Below are 20,256 nucleotides of genomic sequence, written 5' to 3' on the forward strand. Positions count from 1 at the left end.
ACATATCAATTATACAGCGGGTATGACGGCAACGCTGCCCTGCTCAACGGCGCCTGCTACGCTCAAATCAGCGGCGTGATGTTCGGTTCGACCCCCAACAACGCTTTCCCATAAATCTCCATGTTCACAAGCGGCATTGCGATCGCGTGGCGCGCGCCAGTGTTCGAGTCGCGCCATATACGCTGCAAGGGATTCGACTGAGCAAAGGTACCCGCCCCATGGGCACTAATGAGGATCTGCAGCGCTTCCGTCACTTGCTGAACGGCGTATCCGGTATCAGCCCGGCAACGTGCCCGCGTAATAAGATCCAGGTCGGTCCCCGACCTGGCTGCAGCATCGATTGCGTCGGCGCACCGCCATGCCATGAGATGTGCAGCGTCAATTTTCGTTGCTGCTTCTGCAACCTGTAACTGAAACGCCGTTGAGTCTGTTTGCCTCGAGTAACTTGTATAAGCGATGGACCGCTTCCCAGCGGTCTCGATAACGTGGCGAAGCGCAGCACGCGCGAGACCGAGTTGAGGCCCAGCGAGAACAATCGTTGCCGCAGGGATGAAAGCAGCATGGTAGACATGCTCGCCCTCGAACGGCGACGGATAGTCGCCTCGGAGTGCGTTCGTAATCGACAGGATGCGATGATCGGGTACAAACACATCATCTGCGACGAAGCAGTTACTGCCGCTGCCGCGCATACCCACCGTAAACCATGTGTCCTCAAGGACCATCTCGTCGGCGGGGATAAGCGCCATATATTGACCAACAGGCCGGTCGTCACCGCCGACTTCCGTGAAGCCGACCAACCCCCAATTCGCATGGAGCGAGCCCGAGGCGAAATACCACTTGCCCGATATGCGAACGCCACCATCAATGCGGCGTCCGACGCCGGTGGGAGAAAGCACTCCAGCCGCCCGCGAATCCGGATTGGCCCCAAAAACGTCATCCTGCGCTCGCTGGGACATCAGCGAAATTGCCCAGGAGTTGATCGCGATAAGATTGAGAACCCAGGCGGTTGACCCACAACCTTCTGCTACCGTCGACGTCACCTCGAGATTGGTCCGGAAACTGGCCTCATACCCGCCATAGCGCTTCGGCATCATCATCCGGAAGAGTCCTGCGTCTTTTAATGCCTGAACATTGTCCTCGACAACGCGGCGATCCGTATCTGTACGCTCCGCGTTCTTTCGAAAGAGGGGCAATAACTCACGCGCCCGCGACACCAGATCCTGGCACAATGCTTGCTCGTCGTCGCCTGCCGGCTGGGAAAGTGCCTGGTATTGTTGCAGCATGTCGTCTCCAATATTTGCAGCATCTCAAAGGAACAGTGGATTCGAAAATCTCGATCCAGAATTTCTTACAGCAACCAATGCGCAGCGATCAACCTAACGCCGATCCTTTGACCGGAGAAATGGGGTGATGGCTCGTTCGGGTTAAAATTGATGCCTCAGGCTCTCCTGAATTCAGTCTCCCCAATATTTCTTCTGGATCGATTTCAACACCGATAGGATTGTCTGAAAACGCTGGACTGCGCATAAACTCGTTTGCCTCGTCTGCGTTCGCATAAACATCCACCTGGAATTCCATCTGATTGCCGTCTGGATCCGAGTAGTACAGTGACACGGTCGGACCATGATGAATACACCAGTAAGGCAGCACACCGCGTACTTTTAGGGCGGAATATTTCGCGAGAAGATCGCGCAACGAAACATAGCCATACGCGACATGATCCAGTCCTGGCTTACCACGCGGGGTGCGCTCGCTTGACGCACCTCTCCCAAAACCAAGATTGGCAATCGCAATCCGGTGATGCTCATCGTCCCAAGCGATAAACGTCACTACTGGAGTACTGTGCTGTAACTCCCCATCAAATACAAAGAGGTACCAGTTGATCATTTCTTCATACTGGTAAGTCCGATAGACGACATGCGCAAATCTAGTCGGCCGATCAGGTTCATGCATAACGCTTCCTTTCTATTCTGCGGCTCAATTTCGTGCGTTGCCGCAATCATGTAATCCCCGCAGCGACACCCTATGCCCACTTGGTGGACTCACTTACTGCCATTTCTTGAGGTCCATATTGGGCATTCCCTGATACACATCATCATTTTTCGTCCTCGGATAACACGCTTTACCTACGAGGCAACGATGGGCCATGCCCTCGATTCCGGGGACCTCACAATTGGCGCCCCACTGTTAATTTGGAGCACGTCGCCTCCAACAACCACGTATCGACGAATCCCTTCGGCCATTGGAAGTCACCTTACCCATGAGTTGAGGCGATCACCCCAAGTTGACCATTCCCAAGTCCGTACCTCCATTCCCCGCAAGGCATGCAGTTCCGACAACCTCGCCGGAGGCTGTCACACAAAACGAAGGTTAGGCCATTTTTTATCGATATTCAATAGGGAAATCCATTATCTACGCGAGATCAGGCTGCCTTCCGTTGACCCAGGTACATATGGGCGGCACGGCGCCGCATCCGTGCCTTCCTGCCTTGCATGGCGCAAGGTGAAGGCCCCGCAGTATCGATTTCCCTAATTTTTATCGATATTTGGATGACGTATCTTTTTTGGGCGCAACTTTGAGCGCCGAGCACTGGGAGCCGCATCCAACATTGAGGCCCTCAGGCGACTGGACGTCGGCGGCGCGCAGCTGGCTATGGAGAGAGTTGGGACGGTAGGCAAAGAGCCAACCATGGCCAATCGGTCAAGAGGATGAGTGTAAGACCGCCGCAAAGTGGAACTTTCAAAAGCAAACACCTAGGAGACAACGATGCGAAAAAGCGCTTTTCTTACTTTTTTAGTGCTACCGCTTTCAAATCACGTTAGCGCACAAAGCAGCGTCACGGTCTACGGTTTGCTCGATAGCGGAATCTCGTACATTTCCAACGAGGGCGGTCATGCAGCCGCAAAATTTTCCGATGGCATCTTTGCACCGAACCTCCTTGGTTTCAGTGGAGCAGAGGATCTAGGAGGCGGAACAAAAGCCATTTTCAAGCTCGAGAACCAATTTGTCATTGGCACCGGCAACATCCTGATGCCAGGAATTTTCGGACGAAACGCATACGTCGGGCTCGACAACAAGACGTTTGGCACACTGACCCTCGGGAACGTTTATGAATTTATGTTTAGTTCGCTGACGGCAGCAGGAAACAGTCCTGGCCTTACTACAGGTGGCCTCTACAATTTCCCGGCAGGCCCCTTCCAGAAACTGAACTTACCTGGAAATCCGACTGGTTGGTTCGACTGGAGCAGTACAACGGGAACTCCAGTTCCTAATTCGGTTCGATACCAATCCCCCAATCTCGCTGGGCTATCAGTCGGCGCCCTGTACTCATTCGGGGGCGTGGCTGGGTCTTTTGGGTCAAACTCGGCCGTAAGCCTTGGGGTGAATTACGATGCCGGGCCATTCGGAATCGGCGCAGCCTACACCAACCACAAGTATCCTGGAGCAGAGGGCGGCTCGCCGCAAATTCCCATTCGGAACTGGGGAGTCGGCGCCCACTACGCGTTTGGCCAGGTTGTGGCTACGGCGAACTTTGTGACTGTCCGCAACGAGTTCAATGGCGCCTACGCTTACGCTGGGCAGGTGGGTGGCACCTGGCAAATTTCTCCGTTCTGGTCACTCGGTGCAAATTACATCTACATGAAGGGCAATAGAGAGCTTGACAACAACCACGCAAACCAAGTGGGTGCCCTTCTGAACTACGCGTTGTCCAAGCGAACTATCGTCTATGCGGAGTGCGTGTATCAGCGCGCAAACTCAGGGGCTAACGCGTCGATCAACGGAATCACCGATACAAACGGATCTTCCAGTTCTCCGATCCAGGCAATCGCACGGGTTGGCCTGCACACCTTATTCTAAGGTCGGACACCGCTGCAAACTTCCGAGCGCCTACGGAGATAGCGCGCCGTCATCCCACGAAAACCTTCCGGCAAAAGTGCCAATGACACGATGCCGACACATCACGGACCCAAGCGATGACAACAGCACTCAACCTCGACGTGGCGCGCTTTCGCGCCGCAATGGGAAAATTCGCAACAGGCGTAACCATCATTACATTTCAACATCAGCAGGCCAATGCCGGCATGACAGCGAACGCATTCCTGTCGCTCTCAATTGACCCGCCCATGATCTTGGTGTCGGCCCGGAAACAGTCACGGTTCGCTCGATCTGTAGCCGTGGGCGAAGCCTTCGGAGTAAGCATACTCAGCGAACAGCAACAAGCGCTCAGCCGGCATTTCGGTGGACAACCTCAAGACGAACTGACTGATCCATATCAACTCGTCGGAGACGTAATCGTAATTCGGGACGCGTTAGTTCAAATTTCCGCGCGGGTGAATGCAATCCACGTTGGAGGCGACCATCTAATCTACATCGCCGACGTCGAGGCACTGAGCGAAGGAGATGGTCCACCTTTGCTATTCCATAGCGGGAAATACACGCGCATTTTTGCGCACGCCCCCTCGAACGCTGAAACGGCCGCGGCTAAATCGTAGCTCTCCCCCGCTTCGCGGTCTCATCGTTCGATGCACGACTTCGACGCGGCCATCCTGTTCTATTTGCTCAACTGCTCTGCGCAACCACTGGAAGCGTCAGTAAGGTGCTGCAGATCTTTGGCCCTGGCAACTGCAAAGTCAACTTTAATCCTTGAAGGCGCGAGAGAGAGAAATGAAAGGTACGGTGCGATCTTGTGCCCGGGCGACGATACACCTGGAAATTTTTCCACGAGCGTCGCGAGATAGGCCGACGTAAACCTATGTTGCCGTGATGGCGCGACTCGGATGGACAACGGGCCACCGGCCCGACCACCACCAACTGGGGATGCAAACTCCTCACGGGTTGCCGCGATAGACCGCCACGTCTCTGTTGCGGTTGCGTAGCCCGCCCGCGGACATGAATTCCAAAATCTTGATAACAGAGCTTTCACTATGACAAAGGACAGCAATACCGATTTCGAAACCGACGTGATAGTCATCGGCTCTGGGCCGATGGGGGCGACCACAGCACTCGCGCTCGCCTCGTACGGCATAAAGGTACACATGGTATCCAGATCAAACTGGCTTGCAGACAGCCCACGGGCGCATATCACGAATCAGCGTACGATGGAGGTCTATAGGGATCTGGGCATCGAACAGGAAGTCTTGCGCAACGCGACAGCTTGGGATCAGATGGGCGACAGCCTCTTCGCCACCAGCCTAGCCGGCGAAGAACTCGTTCGAATTCGTGCGTGGGGAACGGGCGACGATCGCCATGGCCAATACATCGCGGGCAGTCCGTGTCCAATGGCGGACATCGTGCAACCGATCGTGGAGCCCATTCTCGTCAACAATGCGGCCGCACGAGGCGCATCATTCGTCGCAAATACCGAATATCTATCACACGCCCAGGATGACTCTGGGGTAACGGTACGGCTTCGCGATCGTCTTTCGGGACGCGAGTACTGTGCCCGCTGCCTTTATCTCGTCGGCGCCGATGGAGCGCGGTCTACTATCGTCAAAGAGTTGGGACTCGAGATCGAAGGCGAGATGGGTCGCGCAGGAACTGTGTACACCCTGTTCAACGCCGACCTGAGTCGTTACGTGGAACACCGGCCGAGCATACTTCATTGGATTGTCAGTCCACACGCGAGCTTCGGAGAAATCGGTCTTGGCTTGCTGCGTGCCGTCAAACCGTGGACGCAATGGATCTCCGGATGGGGTTTCGACATCTCTCAAGGAGACCCCGACCTGAGTGATGAGACCGTGATCTCGAAGATACGCATCCTCGTCGGCGACCCTAAACTGGAAGTCAACGTTTTACGCAAATCGGTGTGGTACGTCAACCAGGCGTATGCCACTATGTACTCGAAGGGCCGAGTCCTATGCGGTGGCGACGCGACTCATCGTCACCCCCCCTCCAGCGGCCTCGGATCCAACACCTGTGTTCAGGACGCGTTCAACCTCGCATGGAAACTGACCTACGTCATCAAGGGGTATGCCTCTGATACGCTATTGCAAACCTATTCCGATGAACGCGCCTCTGTAGGAAAACAGATTGTGTTACGCGCGAATCAGTCTCGCCGAGACTATTCGCTTATTAGAAAAGTGTTTTCGGTCGATGGTGCAGACAATCCTATAGCAGCTGGAATCGCACGCTTCCGAGATTCTGGCCCGGAAGGAACGCGCGCGCGGCGATTAGCGGCAGAGGCAATAGAGCTTAAGAACCGCGAATTCAATGCCCAGGGCGTCGAGATGAACCAGCGCTATGTTTCATCAGCAGTGGTCCTCGATAGCAATCTACCTCCCGAAGAGTGGAAGCGCGACCCGGAGCTTTACCTTCAGCCCACCACCCGCCCGGGCGCAAAACTGCCGCATACCTGGCTCATCGACTCCCACGGGCGACGCATTTCGACACTCGATGTCGTAGGTAAAGGCAAATTTACCCTCATCACCGGCCTCTCAGGAACTGCATGGATTCGTGCGGCGGCTGAGCTCGACCTCGCATTTCTACGGGTCGTTGTGATCGGCGAGCGAGACTTTCAGGACGCCTATTGCACGTGGCAAGGACTTCGGGAAGTTGAAGAGGGAGGAGCCATTGTCGTTCGCCCTGATTGCTACGTCGCGTGGCGTGAACAGTCCTCTCCACCAGATGACGTAACTGCCGTCCGATTGCTAGGCGGCGCAATGAATTCGATGCTTGGAAGGCGGTAACCCGTTGCTAGCAGGGCGGAAACATGCTTAATGGCCGGCCAGCATAGTTTCCGCCCTCAGCTCACGCTCCGTCCGAGATCGTGTGAGGTCGGCCATAGAGGCATGGGCGCGGCGGCGTACGCACGGATGAACTTCAGATAACGTCGCTTCCGAGTGGTGGCGACTAATCAAGGCCTGCCTGCACGCGCTGCAGGTCACAGAAAACCGCTAGACATTTTCCTGATATCTCCGCCGGCCTCTCTGCGCAAAGACACGTCCACTTCATATGAGCAACAGCGAGCCGCGCGAGACGAGCCCCCAATCGGTGACGATGGAGGCTACCGCAGCCAGATAGCTAGGCTTACCCTTGCGGACAATCAAATATCAGTGCACCCGCCTGACCCAAGCTCTAGTGCACAAGTCGCCAACTCAAGACTCCGTTTGAGTTGACTGCCAGCTGACCATCTGCCACCGGCCGTGCTCATTCACCCAGACGTTGGTGTACTGATTTTTCAGTTCAATTTCCCGTCCCTCTGCGAGAACCCGCATCTGCACCTGACCGGTAATGACAACTGTGCCCTCTCCATGTGCGCGCACATCACTGATGCGCTCGATCGATAGATAAGTCACCTGGCCCGTTGCGATTCTTCTCACCAATTCCGCCTTCCCATCGCAGTGTCCCGATGAATGAACCCAGGAAAGCTGGTCACTCAACAGCCTATCAAGGCTATCGATATCTGCAGCCATCATTGCGGTCCATCTGCTCTCTTCGAGTTTTTTAACCTCGTCGGTCATAAAATTCATTACGCCATCTCCAATATTTCTGTGGAAAATCTCGCCGGCACTAATATCCCAGGCGATCGATAAATTGATAAAGTCCTCTCATAACGGCCTCCCAATTCCCGTCACCCGACGGTGCCTCCCAACACGTCTCCATTGGTTCTAGATTCGTATAAGACAACATATAAATCACTTGATTAAGCTCGCTGATTTCCGGCGCACAAACCTGCACCGCGCTCATAGCTCAAACCTGATTCAATAGAGGTTCACCGTCCCGAAGTCGACGACAGTTCTCGATGATCACCCAGATGCTGCGTTCAAGCGTCTGCGGCGTTAACCATCCGACGTGCGGCGTGGCGATTACATTGGGTAAATGCATCAGCGGATTGTCTGCCCTGGCCGGTTCTTGCGCAAAGACGTCAAGGCCTGCGGCCGCGATCTGGCCAGAGCACAATGCATGGAGAAGAGCCTCCTCATCGACGAGCTCGCCGCGCGCAGTGTTTACTAGCACAGAGCCGGATCGCATTGAAGCGATCGTCGTCGCGTTCAACATGCCACGCGTGTCCTGTGTCAACGGCAGATGGAGAGATACCACGTCCGCTTTCTGCAACAATGCCTCCAATGTTGGCATCCACGTTGCTATGTCATCGTCGACAGGATTCCTCGCGTGATAAATAACCTTTGCTCCGAGAGATGACAGAGCACCGCTAAGTCTGCACGGGATTGCCCCGTACCCCACGAAACCAACCGTACGCCCGCAGAGCTCGCCCGTGGTATCAAACGTCTCCGGTGACAAGTGCCATCCCATTCCGGACCTGCATTGTGCATCGAGATATGCGATCCGCCTCAGTGCCCCAAGCATTAATGCAAGCGTATGTTCAGCTACCGCCCGGCTATTGGAGCCCGGCATGTTCGACACCGCAACACCCCGCTTTTCTGCTGCCGCTATGTCCACGGTATTGATGCCGACACCAACTTTCTGCACCAGCCTCAGCTTTGGAGCGGCATCCAGGAGCTCGGCAGTCACCGGCGAAAGGACGTGCAGCAGGACGTCGGCGTTCGAGAGCTCACTATGCAACGCATCCCGGTCAGCTTCATCGACGCTCACAATCTCAAGCCAACCTGGTGTCTGCTCACATAGCCGGGAAAGAAAGGTCGTACTTGCGCGATAGTGCAATACCGCCTTCACGTGGCGCTCCGCAGCGGAAGGGCGGCCCGTCCCGCGAAGGTAGCGATATCACCCATCTGCTCTGCGATACGCAGGCATTCATTCCATTTCGCCATCCGCTCAGAGCGCGCAAACGAACCAACTTTTAGCTGGCCGGCATTCCAGCCAATGGCCAGATGGGCGATTGTCGTGTCTTCGGTTTCCCCGGATCGGGCAGATACAATCATGCCCCAGCCAGCCCGCCTGGCCGCAGATAGAGCCTGCTGCGTTTCCGTGATCGTACCGGCCTGATTGGGCTTAAGCAGCACTGCGTTGCACTGGCCACTCGACGCCGCCGCGCACACACGGTCTGCATTCGTAACCAGAAAGTCGTCGCCAACAACCTGCACAGTGTCACCCACGGCCTCTGTGAATATGCGCATACCTTCGGGATCATCCTCAGCGACGGGATCCTCAACCGATAGAATCGGATAACGCCGTACCCACTTGCAAATCATGTCGATCCATTCGCCGGTATCAAATTCGCGGCCTTCGGCTTCCAGCTTGTAACGACCGTTGCGGCCCAGCTCTGATGCCGCGATATCAAGCGAAATCGCAACCTGGTCATGGCGGTAGCCTGACCGCTCGATCGCACGCGTGAGCAGCTCGATCGGCTCCTCATTTGATCCGAAGTCTGGCCACCAGCCACCCTCATCCGCAACGCCCGAGCGACGACCAAGTGACGCCATCAGTTCGCCCGCAGCCCGATACACGTCAGAGACCATACAGAGCGCCTCATCGAAACTTGCCGCCCCAACTGGCATTACCAGGAAATCCTGCAGGTCGATACGCTGACTAGCGTGTGCACCGCCGCCGAAGATCTGGATCTCAGGCAACGGGAGACTCACTTGTACATCTTCAGTCAGGTAGCGCCACAGTGGTACGCCTTCGGATGCCGCAGCGGCCTGCAGCACCGCGATTGATGTAGCAATGGTGGCGTTCCCGCCGAGCCGAGCCTTGTTCGGCGTGCCGTCCAATGCAATAAGCAATCGGTCCACGCCCACTTGATCACGCGCGTCCATTCCCACCAGCGCCGGTCCGATTAAGTCATTGACTGCATGCAATGCACCCTCCACGCCGAATCCGGCGTGGACAAGGCCACCATCGCGTAGATCGATGGCCTCGTTACTGCCTCGCGATGCACCTGCTGGCGCCACACCACGGCCCCATGCACCACCCGAGAGGCGAACGTCCACTTCGACAGTCGGACGCCCCCTTGAGTCCCAAATGCGCCTTCCCTTAATGCTAATGATCGTTGTATTCATACGCGTTGCCTGCTCCAACTGTATCGAATAGTTTTAAGTGTTTTCGGCGATGAAACGACGAAAGTCTTGGCAAACCTGCGAACACGATCACGCTCGTCCGTTGTCCGCAGATATTCCACTGGCGACTTGCCATCGACTCTCGCCAACAGCAAAGCGGGTAACAAGCGTGCTGCTCGAGCCTCAAGCTCTTCCATGCTCTCCCACGTGACCCGTGACAAGTAGGCGTTACTCATTGCGTCAAAGCATGCGAGGAATTCATTTTCCCCTGCTGGACGCCATACGCACTTGAGCAACAGATGGGTGAGGCAAAACGCAATGTCAAATGCCGGGTCACCGTACCAGGCGCATTCCGCGTCGAGCAATACCGGGCCATGGGGGCCGGTCAGGATATTCTTGGGACTTAGATCGCCATGCACAAGCGCCCGCTTCGTTGCCGCTGTATCTGCGCTCAACGCACGCAACGGCGCGGCGCAGTCCGCATTCGCGGCTGCGGTCGCGAGAAAGTACGGCTCAAGACGCAACGCAAAAAAGCTTGCATCAGTTGCAAACGCCCGCTGGACCTCCGAATTCCCGGCGGTCCCGCGATGGATGTCTGCGAGCAACCAGCCGATTGAACGTGCCACTGACGCACTAGCGCGTCCCTCACGCAACTCGTCTTTCCAGACCCGATGGCAATGCGGAGTGAAATATTCCATCGCAAACGTCTGCGACTGAGTATCTACAGCAATGATCCGCGGAACTGCTCCAGGCACCAGGTCTGACACAATCTTCATCCAAGCGACTTCCGCGGAGTTACGCTCGACGGGCGCAAACCACTCGGTTGCCACTCGAAGCTTGGCCAGCGCTTGCTTGACGCACACCGTACCCGCTCTTGTCTCAGCGCGAACGATCAGAGACGAAACACCGCCTGTCAATCGGACAAGGCTTGGGTCTTCGTCAGTTCCGATTAGACCCATGCGGAGCAACGACGCCAGTAATGTCTCTCGCTCTCCAGATTCGATTCGGGACTCCATCCGCCTCCCAATAAGCACGCAACCTTTGCAAAATAAATGAACCGAATATTTGATCGCTCATCGACATCGTGACGCCATCATTTGAATATTCTAAAAGCCGACAATCAAATGAATTCAAGACGCAAACTCACAGTAGCAACTTCGGTCGGCACTACCCAGGAACGACTTTCTGTTGACGGTACCTGGCCCAGAATATTACGAGAAACTACGATTTACTTAATGGGCGATTCCAATCGGCGCAGGTTCAGGTGCACTTGAAACGTCAGGAATCCGCGAGACGAGGACCGTAGACACGGCAGAAAACAGGGCGACGCAGATGCCTATCGCCCCATACCCCATACCAAGCGCTAACGTGCCCGCGAGAAAAGGCGCAATAGCGGACCCGCTCATTACCATTGCTGGGGTAGACGCGACGGCACGTCCGCTTGGATCGATTCGAGCTATCAGACCGAACAGGAATGTATGTGCAAACAACGTGACGAATGGATAAATACTTCCAGCCAAGGCATACAGCAGGAAGCTCGTTGTATTCGTAACGGTCAGGGCGAGTGCCGCCTGTGCGCTCGGAGCGAAAAGCGCCACGGTCCGGGCGTTCATCCGTCTCTGGAGGAGGGCCGCAATCAGTGCGGGGAATAAGCCAACAATCCCGATAGCAAGCAGGACCAGATTCACTCTTTCCGTACCAAAATGCCTGTCGATGCCGACGCGTTCCAGGAAGCTAAAAATCATCGCCTGATTGAGCGTCAACAGCATAACCGCTGCTACCGCAAGCCATGTCGCGCGTGGAATGCGTACTTGAGACTCACGGCCGCTCGTTAGTGCAATACGCTTTCGATCTACCGACGGAAATCCCACCGTTGAGCATACTGCCGCTGCTGCCATGACGGAAGCGAAGACAACAAATAGTACAGAGCCGCCCATCACCAATAAAAGCCGGGGAACAATTCCCAGGAAGACCACAGCAAATAGCCCAAGTGCGGCTTGAGCAAAGGCAAAAACGCGATGTGGGTTCTGGCACCGCCCCATGGTTCCATGGGTGAATGACAGCCCCACTCCCACACCAAGGCCGGCCACGACATGTAGCGCCGCCAAGGAACGAAAGGCCTCTACGCCAGATGCACCGAGAAATGCGGCCGCGGAAAGTCCGTAGCCGACGACAGGTCCCCAACGACGCGGCAGGCGGTCAAAGCGGGGGGCGACTATGACGCTGGCCAGGACCACACCGACTAGGAATAGCGTAACGAGCCCCCCCGCCTGTTGGGTGTTAAACTCGTAGCGCTGCACCAAATTCCCGACCCAGACCGGCAGGGCTACCATATCGACCATCCCCGCGACGTGACACACGATCAACACAGTCCGAGCTGGCCATCTCTCTACGCTATTCATCGCCTCCTCCTTGATAATATTTCGAGCCTTCTCGCTATTTCATCGATTTCACCGCATCTACTAAAAAAAGCACATCTAAGATCCCAGCCGGACATCGGAAATTCACTGGCGATACTGATTCATATCGAAACGTACTTCTTATGCTATTACCGGATCTGCAAGATATAGAAGGAGGTAGTCCACGCTATCTCAGGTTCGAACTATTGCACACACCACTACAGCGGTTGCGACCAGCCGCCCCTCCTGCCAAAGTTCTCCCTTAACATGGCAGACAGTGCGTCCTCGGTGAATCATCTTTGCGCGACCATGTAGTTGCCCAGGGTTTGCAGGGCGAATGAACGAGGTGTTCAAACTTAGCGTCGCACAACGTTCGGATCTGTCAATTCCGACAGTAACCAACCATGCGGTGATATCATCCAGCATTGCGCTGAGTATACCGCCCTGAATATTCCCCGCAGGATTCCTGAATTCGTCAGTACCAAGGTAGTCACATTCGAGCTGAGTGCGGGCGTCATCGATATGTCGAATGACGCCACCTAGCGTCTCTGTTATAGGAGACGCCCTAGTCTCTTCATCAACCTGAAAGTTTTCTGTTCCCATGGTTTCGGTCCATTTTTCAATCGCAGCGAGCTAACCGTGAAGTGCGGCTTTGTCAGCCGAGCTTTCCGTTAATCCTGCTCCTGACAGTGTTGTACGAGCGACTTTCGACGAAAAGTCCCGCCGCCCAATCTCAAGCAGCCGAAGCGAAGCCCCCTATCGAGGATAGTTAGCCTGTCCCAGACCGAGAGCCTGCCGTGCCTCGGCTGGCGTAGCGATAGCGGGACCGATGCTCTCTACCAAATGGCGGGCCTTTTCGACCAATTCGGCGTTGCTTCTTGCGAAGGTGCCGCGGGAGATGTAAACGTTATCTTCCATTCCGACGCGAACATGGCCACCAAGCAAGCATGATTGCAACGCCATCGGAAACTGGTTTCGGCCGATTCCGAATCCTTGCCAGATTGCGCCAGGTGGCAACAATGACTTTATGTAAGCCATCGTTTCCGTCGAGGCCGGCATGGTGAAATTCAAGCCCATGACAAACGAGTAGATTCCAGGGCCCTCAAGCGCCCCTTTGCCAATCAGATGCTTGGCAAGCACCGCGTCGCCGCTGTCGAAAAGCTCGATTTCAGGGGTCACGCCAGCGGCACGGACCAGTTCAGCCATTCGCGTAAGTACTGGCTCCATGCTGATGACCACACCTTCAAACACTTGGGCGGTCACCAGATCCAGCGTGCAGATCTCCGGCTTGAGTTTCAAGATATGCTCAACGCGCTTTTCGGCGCTCCAGATATGCGTGCCCGGTCCAGCCGTTTCCGGCAGCATGCGATCCGCAGGGACGAAGCCGGATCCCAGGCCAGTGGTCAGATTGAGAATCACGTCCTTGTTCTGCGCGCGAATGCGCTCCACAACCTCCTCATAGAGCTCGAGGTTTCCTGAGAAAGAGCCCGTCTTAGGGTCACGAACATGTACGTGAAGAATCGCAGCACCCGACTCCGCGGCCTCAAGACCAGAATCCGCAATCTGTTTTGGGGAGACAGGCTGGTTGGGATTGGGCGACAATGGCCCTGCACCTGTCAGCGCGCACGTGATAATGATTTTTTCTTGCATGCCAATCTACTCCTTGATATCGAGAGGCAACCCTGCAGCCTCATGATTTTTTTATCTCTCGCACGGGAGAAAGGTTACGTTTGACCTACTCGAAGACAGCCCTATGGGTATATTTGATATGAGGTAGCGCTCGGTAGCCGTTCAACCGGGTCTATAGCCGGATAACGCATCGCCATCGCTGCATCTGCTTCCACTGGAATGATTCTTGATCCTATAACGACGCGACAGGAGGCCCGCGTAGTCGCACGCGAGAGAGGTGCATGATTCATCCTGCGAATAGCCGGCGGGTATTTTTCGACTGAAGCATGACGAGCCCCTGATCCCGAAGTCACGCGCGCCCAGAGCTCCCGGAAATCCTGCACTCCGTGTCGAATGCAGAGGGCAGGTTTCGCACGTTCAGGACGACAAAGGTCGGCCCTCCGTTTACTGTCCTGCAAAATGAGTACGCGCCATCTCACCATCACTATCCATTTCGTGTGACCGACCGATTTCCCAAAAGTCGGCGTTCGCGAGCGTACTCACAAGCTCCACAGGCGTGCCGCCTCCAAAGAGGTAAAAGTCCGGCCGAATCAAAACGGCTTCGCAACCAAGTGTCGAAAACCACTCGCGATAGCTTCCGTCCACGTCCTCAATCGCGCCACCCTGCTCGAATGAAATCGACTTGATACCCGCTTCCCGCATAAACGCTCGCTGAACTGAACCAAGCTTGCTCATTGGGTCACCTCTCAACGAAAGAAGCACGAAGCCTCCACCAACGATGTCATCAAAACGGCCAACTTTCTCGCCAGCACGCACGCGGGCCTGCAGTGAAAGTTGCCCCGCCAGTGGGTCGCCTGCCCGCAGGCAATCAGTCGGCAATAACGATGGATTCGGGAAGCGATCTTCATCGTCCGCGCCTTCATCCAGCAGCCACGCGTCGCGTTGAGCCGCAACCACCGGATCCAGCACGCAAATCACTTTACCGAGTTCAATCGCGAACTCAATGAACTTCCGGACGTGATGACTACGCTCAATAGAATAGGAATCCAAAATATCTGATCGGGCGATCCCATTCAATACCAAGTCAAGTCGCCATATCAGAGAAGCTACATCGCGGATTCCGGCACATAGCCCCTGTCCAGCAAACGGTGGAGTCAGATGGGCTGCGTCTCCTGCGATCATTATCCGGCCATTCCGCCACTGTGTGGCAACACAACCACGAAAGGTGTAGACCGTGTGTCGTTCGAGCGCCGCGTTCTTCTGATTCCACCCATGACGTTCAAGCAGGGCCCAGGCCGTGCTTTCGTTGTTCATGTCCTCCTTGCACTCCCCGTCGACAAGCATGAACTCAAAGCGGCGTCGACCCGGTCCTCCAGATACATTCGTTGTGGGTCGCGCAGGATCGCATATCTGTATAAGCTCACTAGTCCACTGACTAGGGTCACTGGGCAACACATCAACCACGAGCCAATCTGCGGAAAAGCCTAGGTCGTCGAAATCGCTCTTCATCGAGCGACGGACAAAGCTGCCTGCCCCGTCGCAACCGACAACGTACTTCACGAGAAAACGCTTCGATGGATTGGTTGAACGCTCCGTTTGAGAGGCCTCAAGCATCACGCCATCATCTAACTGTTCAAGCGTAGTAACTTCCCACCCCTGCACGATGGAGATTTGATCGCCAAATGAACGGACGCGCTCGTCCAGCGTCCGTTCGAGGTTCGGCTGGCTGAACCCTAACCTTTGGGGCCAACCTGAAATCGCAAGTTCATCGAGCCCGGTGAAAACCTTCAGAGGTTGTCCCTGCGCGTTCTGCCACTCGTAACGCGAACTCAGGGCCGTATGCGGCGCCAGCGCATCGGCCACCCCAAGCGCCTGGAAAATACGGGCGGCCTCGTGGTCGTACACGATCGCGCGTGGCAGGGCATATAGTGAGGGCCAGCGTTCGAGCACGAGCACTCGATGTCCCTTCGCTGCCAGGCCAATTGCCATTGCCTGGCCGACTGGACCATAGCCAACAATAGCCACATCGGCATCAAACCGCATTCCTGTCTCCTGATTTTTCTACTTTTAACCTGTAAAACTAAGCGACTGGCTCCTCAACGATCCGATTTTCGATGTGGCCGAGCTCGTCGATCTCGACGCGCACAATATCGTCCGGTTGTAGAAACTTGTTCTCCGCGATACCGACACCCGCGCAGGTTCCAGTCGCGATGAGGTCACCTGGTTCAAGGGTCATGACTTGCGAAAGGTGATGAATCTGTTGCCAGATGTTGTAAATCATGTTCCCCGTCATCTGCCGTTGGCGGAGTTCACCATTAACAAAAAGGCGCATTTCAAGCGCATGCGGATCGCGGACCTCGTCGTCCGTCGTAATCCATGGACCAATGGGACCATGCGTATCAAACGATTTCCCCAAGGTGAACGTCGGACTGGCCGCCTGCCAGTCGCGCGCCGTTACGTCATTGGCGACAAAGTATCCACCAACAACACTTCGTGCATTAGCCTCGCTGACGTAGCGGCATCGCTTGCCGATGACCACGCCAAGTTCCGCTTCATAGTCGAGCTTGTCGGACACGCGTGGTCGGTGAACATTCGCGTAGGGTCCCGTAATACATGTGACTTGCTTATTGAACCAAAGCTGCGTCTTAGGAATCGCGATGCCCGCAGCACGGGCCTCTTCCGCATGATCCTGATAGTTCATGCCAATAGCCAGGTACTTCTGCGCGTCCGGAACCGGCGCCTCGAGCTGAACCTCACCTATGCTGTATCCCCCAACCGCGGTCGCAAGCGACCTCTCGATCTCGGATCGCATGAGCGAACCTGCAGCTAGAATCTCGCGGATCGACGTCGGAGCATCGGCACCGATAAGCGTACCGATTTCGTGAACTTTATCGGCCTTGACTACGCCGACTGCGGTACAACCGTGAATAGTAAAACGAGCGAGTTTCATTGTGTCTTAATAGATTAGTGAACGGTTTTAGCTAGAGTTTTTCTTTACTCAAAGAACTCTGGCGTTAGCGGTGGAGCCCACTGCTTTAGTTCGTCATCAGAAATCGGCGTTCGACCAACAGGAGTTTCGTCATTGACCAGATCGCCGTCAGTCCAGTGCTCGATCTTGTTTCCAAATGGGTCACGCCAATAGTCGAAGATCTGACTGCCCTGCACGTGACGCCCGACGCCCCACGAATGACGGTGTCCGCGACTCCGAAGGAACTGACCGCCCTGCATCACGTCGTCCAAGTCGACGACCTCAAAAGCACTATGGTCAAACCGCGCTTCGCCACTGCTACTCGAGATGAGCGCAATGGTGTGGTGATCCGTCCACTCGCTGCCCAATCCGCAGTGCATAAATGCCGCAATCTCGTTTGTCTCCGAGCCTGCGTAGTACAAGTCCGAGGGCCTCATACCCAAGGCGTCACGATAGAAAGCACAACTGGCCTGGAAATCTGGAACCAGAATGGCAACGTGGCCCAAACGCAAGACTTCGGAGGGAGAAGGCTTTAATCGAATCGATTGACCAAGACGCCTTCGACTTGAGTCGAAATTCATTGCGATACCAGGCCGATGAGGTAATGGCTCAGCGCGTCGTTGGCCATAGAGCACGTCAATCACGAATCCAGACGGATCCTTCGTCCGAACGCGCCACCCACCACCCGGCTCAGGATTGTGTTCGACTGGCTCGCGGACGAACTCGGCGAACATTCGAAGCGCCTCTTCACTGTTCGCAAAGAAGCCGAAGCCGATTGGTCGGTTCGAATTGCCGGCCTCCGTGATATGCACATGATGGTTACATCCACGTGCCCGCATATAAAGCGCTTTGTCAGTCTTGGTGGCATGGACCAGCCCAAAGTCCAACAGAAAATGCTCCATGCCGACCAAACTGGTCGCCTCGTAGCGGACGTACGCAATGTCTCTGACCGACATCATTTGAGCGTCTCCTCATTAGATGCACCCACACTCACCGGGGATGAATCATAGAGTATCCACTTTTTTATCGATAATCAAGCATAAAACCGATTGCGTTGCTCCTATGGCGGTCGGGGCAGCACCACCTAGTCGCCTTAGGAGGCATCAGCAGCCGAGCAACGCCTTGAGGAACCGGTACCATGAATGGCTTGAACCGCACGTTCAATGTCAAAAATCGTACCTGTCGACCAGTCGTGTTTGACCAGAAATACGAAAGTACAATGAAAGAATATTGTGAATATCAGCTGCGTGCGTCAGTTGGATGGTGACCTTCAGTACGCTTCTCGGGACGGTCTTCAGTTGCTGTAGCGTGGCCTTGAACGCTGAACAACGGCTGCAAGGTTTGCACGCGCAGTCCCGATCGTTCGCGCGTAGTTGCGCAAGGGATAGGCGCGAGCCTGTCGACGCCATAGATAACTGGAAAATTTTCGGTTGCCACTAGTCCGAGCCGGAAGCCGGTATTGGTTGACCATGCGGATCGTCACCGCGCCGATGTGCACGATCCCGTCGGGGTCGCGAATCGAGACGCCAGCCGCATCTCGTCCCATCAGTACCTCGGTAGCAGCCTTGACGAGCGCGGGACGCGTTCCCATCCATCGGCTTCGTGTTCTTCTGATCCCGCCCCATTGTCCACGGGCCGACCAGCGCGGCGCAAATATCCGATAGGCCCGTTCCACTTAGCCTGCAATTGATTGGACTTGGGCGCATGTATGCCGACGAGGAAGACGTGCTACGAGACAGATGATCATCGTGGCACGCTTCCCTCGTAAATCGTCTACTCGGGCATACGTTGGGCATCTTTCCGGGATTGAGACCGGCGCCCCAGTGGCATCTGCACTGGTTAAAGAGCCACCTTCAGCAGACGGCCCATTTCCGACGGGTTGCGCGTGACGGTGATGCCGCACGCTTCCATGATTTCCAGCTTCGCTTCGGCCGTATCCGCACCGCCCGAGATCAGCGCGCCGGCGTGGCCCATGCGCTTGCCCGGAGGCGCCGTGACGCCAGCGATGAAGCCGACCACCGGCTTCTTCATGTTGTCCTTGATCCACTCTGCCGCATTGGCTTCGTCCGGACCACCGATTTCGCCGATCATCACGACTGCGTCCGTATCCGGATCGTCGTTGAACATCTTCATCACGTCGATGTGCTTCAGACCGTTGATCGGGTCGCCGCCGATACCGACTGCCGACGACTGGCCGAGGCCGAGTGCCGTCAGCTGCGCAACCGCTTCATACGTCAGCGTGCCCGAACGCGACACGACGCCGATGCGGCCCTTGCGGTGGATGTGACCCGGCATGATGCCGATCTTCAGTTCGTCCGGCGTGATCGTGCCCGGGCAGTTCGGCCCGAGCAGCAGCGTCTTGCAGCCTTCGCGACGCATGCGGTCCTTCACTTCGATCATGTCACGGACGGGGATGCCTTCCGTGATGCAGATCGCGAGATCCAGATCGGCTTCGACCGCTTCCCAGATCGCAGCGGCTGCGCCTGCCGGCGGAACGTAGATGACCGACACGGTCGCGCCGGTTTCTGCCTTCGCTTCCTTGACGCTCGCGTAGATCGGAATGCCTTCGAAGTCTTCGCCGGCCTTCTTCGGGTTCACGCCCGCGACGAATGCTTCGCGGCCGTTTGCGTACTCACGGCAGGCGCGCGTATGGAACTGACCGGTTTTGCCGGTAATGCCCTGCGTGATGACCTTCGTGTCCTTGTTGATCAGAATCGACATGTACTTTGACCTCTGTTCGATTGGCGTCGCGTATGAACCGCGCCGCCATGCGTGTTCATTAGCGCGCGCGTTACTTGCCTGCGGCTGCCGCGACGACCTTCTGCGCAGCTTCTTCCATGCTGTCCGCCGAGATGATCGGCAGGCCCGAATCGGCCAGCATCTTCTTGCCGAGGTCCTCGTTCGTGCCCTTCATGCGCACGACGAGCGGCACGTTCAGGTTCACGGCCTTCGAACCGGCGATCACGCCTTCCGCGATCACGTCGCAGCGCATGATGCCGCCGAAGATGTTCACGAGGATCGCCTTCAGATCCGGGTTCTTCAGCATCAGCTTGAACGCTTCCGTGACCTTCTCGGTCGTAGCGCCACCGCCGACGTCCAGGAAGTTCGCCGGCTCGCCGCCGAACAGCTTGATGGTGTCCATCGTCGCCATCGCCAGGCCTGCGCCGTTCACGAGACAGCCGATGTTGCCGTCGAGCGAGATGTACGCGAGGTCGAACTTCGACGCTTCGATTTCAGCCGGATCTTCTTCGTCCAGGTCGCGGTAAGCAACGATTTCCGGGTGGCGGAACAGCGCGTTCGAGTCGAAGTTGAACTTCGCGTCGAGTGCGATGACCTTGCCGTCGCC

16 protein-coding genes and 1 pseudogene are annotated in these 20,256 nt (G+C 56.0%); 3 read left to right on the forward strand and 14 right to left on the reverse strand.

The window, feature by feature from the left end; genetic code table 11:
• Positions 1-62: 62 nt before the first annotated feature.
• Positions 63-1,283, reverse strand: a complete 1,221-nt coding sequence (locus tag DIE21_RS15595) for an acyl-CoA dehydrogenase family protein (protein ID WP_124498541.1) — start codon at positions 1,281-1,283, stop codon at positions 63-65.
• 88 nt (positions 1,284-1,371) lie between these two features.
• A complete protein-coding gene (locus DIE21_RS15600; RefSeq protein WP_124498542.1) occupies positions 1,372-1,953 on the reverse strand; it encodes a VOC family protein in 582 nt (193 codons plus the stop codon).
• 813 nt (positions 1,954-2,766) lie between these two features.
• On the opposite strand from DIE21_RS15600, the gene DIE21_RS15605 reads away from it, so the two are divergent.
• From DIE21_RS15605 to DIE21_RS15615, 3 genes are all read left to right on the forward strand, one after another.
• Entirely contained in the window at positions 2,767-3,858 is a 1,092-nt protein-coding gene (locus DIE21_RS15605) for a porin (protein WP_124498543.1), read from the forward strand.
• Positions 3,859-3,974: 116 nt separating this feature from the next.
• A complete protein-coding gene (locus DIE21_RS15610) occupies positions 3,975-4,493 on the forward strand; it encodes a flavin reductase family protein (RefSeq protein WP_124498544.1) in 519 nt (172 codons plus the stop codon).
• Positions 4,494-4,925: 432 nt separating this feature from the next.
• A complete protein-coding gene (locus DIE21_RS15615; RefSeq protein ID WP_124498545.1) occupies positions 4,926-6,686 on the forward strand; it encodes an FAD-dependent monooxygenase in 1,761 nt (586 codons plus the stop codon).
• A 408-nt stretch (positions 6,687-7,094) separates the two neighbouring features.
• Here the strand turns inward: DIE21_RS15615 and DIE21_RS15620 are convergent, their stop codons facing one another.
• The 12 genes and pseudogenes from DIE21_RS15620 to sucC form a co-directional block, all read right to left on the reverse strand.
• Positions 7,095-7,469, reverse strand: coding sequence for a nuclear transport factor 2 family protein (locus DIE21_RS15620; RefSeq protein ID WP_124498546.1), 375 nt, complete (start codon positions 7,467-7,469; stop codon positions 7,095-7,097).
• A gap of 220 nt (positions 7,470-7,689) precedes the next feature.
• Positions 7,690-8,634 (reverse strand): D-isomer specific 2-hydroxyacid dehydrogenase family protein, encoded by a 945-nt coding sequence (locus tag DIE21_RS15625; RefSeq protein WP_124498547.1) that lies wholly within the window; start codon positions 8,632-8,634, stop codon positions 7,690-7,692.
• Positions 8,631-9,917 (reverse strand): phosphopyruvate hydratase, encoded by a 1,287-nt coding sequence (gene eno, locus DIE21_RS15630; protein ID WP_124498548.1) that lies wholly within the window; start codon positions 9,915-9,917, stop codon positions 8,631-8,633. Before eno ends, DIE21_RS15625 begins: the two co-directional genes overlap by 4 nt.
• Complete coding sequence (locus tag DIE21_RS15635; RefSeq protein ID WP_124498549.1) at positions 9,914-10,930, reverse strand: phosphotransferase; 1,017 nt, start codon at positions 10,928-10,930, stop codon at positions 9,914-9,916. The genes eno and DIE21_RS15635 overlap by 4 nt, the downstream gene beginning before the upstream one ends.
• A 216-nt stretch (positions 10,931-11,146) precedes the next feature.
• Positions 11,147-12,316 carry an MFS transporter gene (locus DIE21_RS15640; protein ID WP_124498550.1) on the reverse strand — a complete coding sequence of 390 codons (1,170 nt, stop codon included), beginning with the start codon at positions 12,314-12,316 and terminating at the stop codon, positions 11,147-11,149.
• Positions 12,317-12,505: 189 nt separating this feature from the next.
• Positions 12,506-12,916, reverse strand: coding sequence for a PaaI family thioesterase (locus tag DIE21_RS38280; protein WP_124498551.1), 411 nt, complete (start codon positions 12,914-12,916; stop codon positions 12,506-12,508).
• A 153-nt stretch (positions 12,917-13,069) separates the two neighbouring features.
• Positions 13,070-13,963 (reverse strand): 3-keto-5-aminohexanoate cleavage protein, encoded by an 894-nt coding sequence (locus DIE21_RS15650; RefSeq protein ID WP_124498552.1) that lies wholly within the window; start codon positions 13,961-13,963, stop codon positions 13,070-13,072.
• 423 nt (positions 13,964-14,386) lie between these two features.
• Positions 14,387-15,985, reverse strand: a complete 1,599-nt coding sequence (locus DIE21_RS15655) for a bifunctional 3-(3-hydroxy-phenyl)propionate/3-hydroxycinnamic acid hydroxylase (RefSeq protein ID WP_124498553.1) — start codon at positions 15,983-15,985, stop codon at positions 14,387-14,389.
• A 37-nt stretch (positions 15,986-16,022) separates the two neighbouring features.
• Positions 16,023-16,892: a fumarylacetoacetate hydrolase family protein gene (locus DIE21_RS15660; protein ID WP_124498554.1), complete on the reverse strand. Its 870-nt coding sequence runs from the start codon at positions 16,890-16,892 to the stop codon at positions 16,023-16,025.
• 44 nt (positions 16,893-16,936) lie between these two features.
• Entirely contained in the window at positions 16,937-17,869 is a 933-nt protein-coding gene (locus tag DIE21_RS15665; RefSeq protein ID WP_124498555.1) for a VOC family protein, read from the reverse strand.
• A gap of 880 nt (positions 17,870-18,749) precedes the next feature.
• The gene (gene sucD, locus DIE21_RS15670; RefSeq protein WP_124498556.1) at positions 18,750-19,631 is read right to left on the reverse strand and encodes a succinate--CoA ligase subunit alpha; all 882 of its coding nucleotides are present in this window, start codon (positions 19,629-19,631) and stop codon (positions 18,750-18,752) included.
• A 70-nt stretch (positions 19,632-19,701) separates the two neighbouring features.
• Positions 19,702-20,256: pseudogene (sucC, locus tag DIE21_RS15675) on the reverse strand (succinate--CoA ligase subunit beta); the annotation flags it as partial.

The sequence above is a fragment of the Burkholderia sp. Bp9140 genome (genome assembly GCF_003853425.1).
In the GTDB taxonomy this organism is placed as follows: Bacteria; Pseudomonadota; Gammaproteobacteria; order Burkholderiales; family Burkholderiaceae; genus Burkholderia.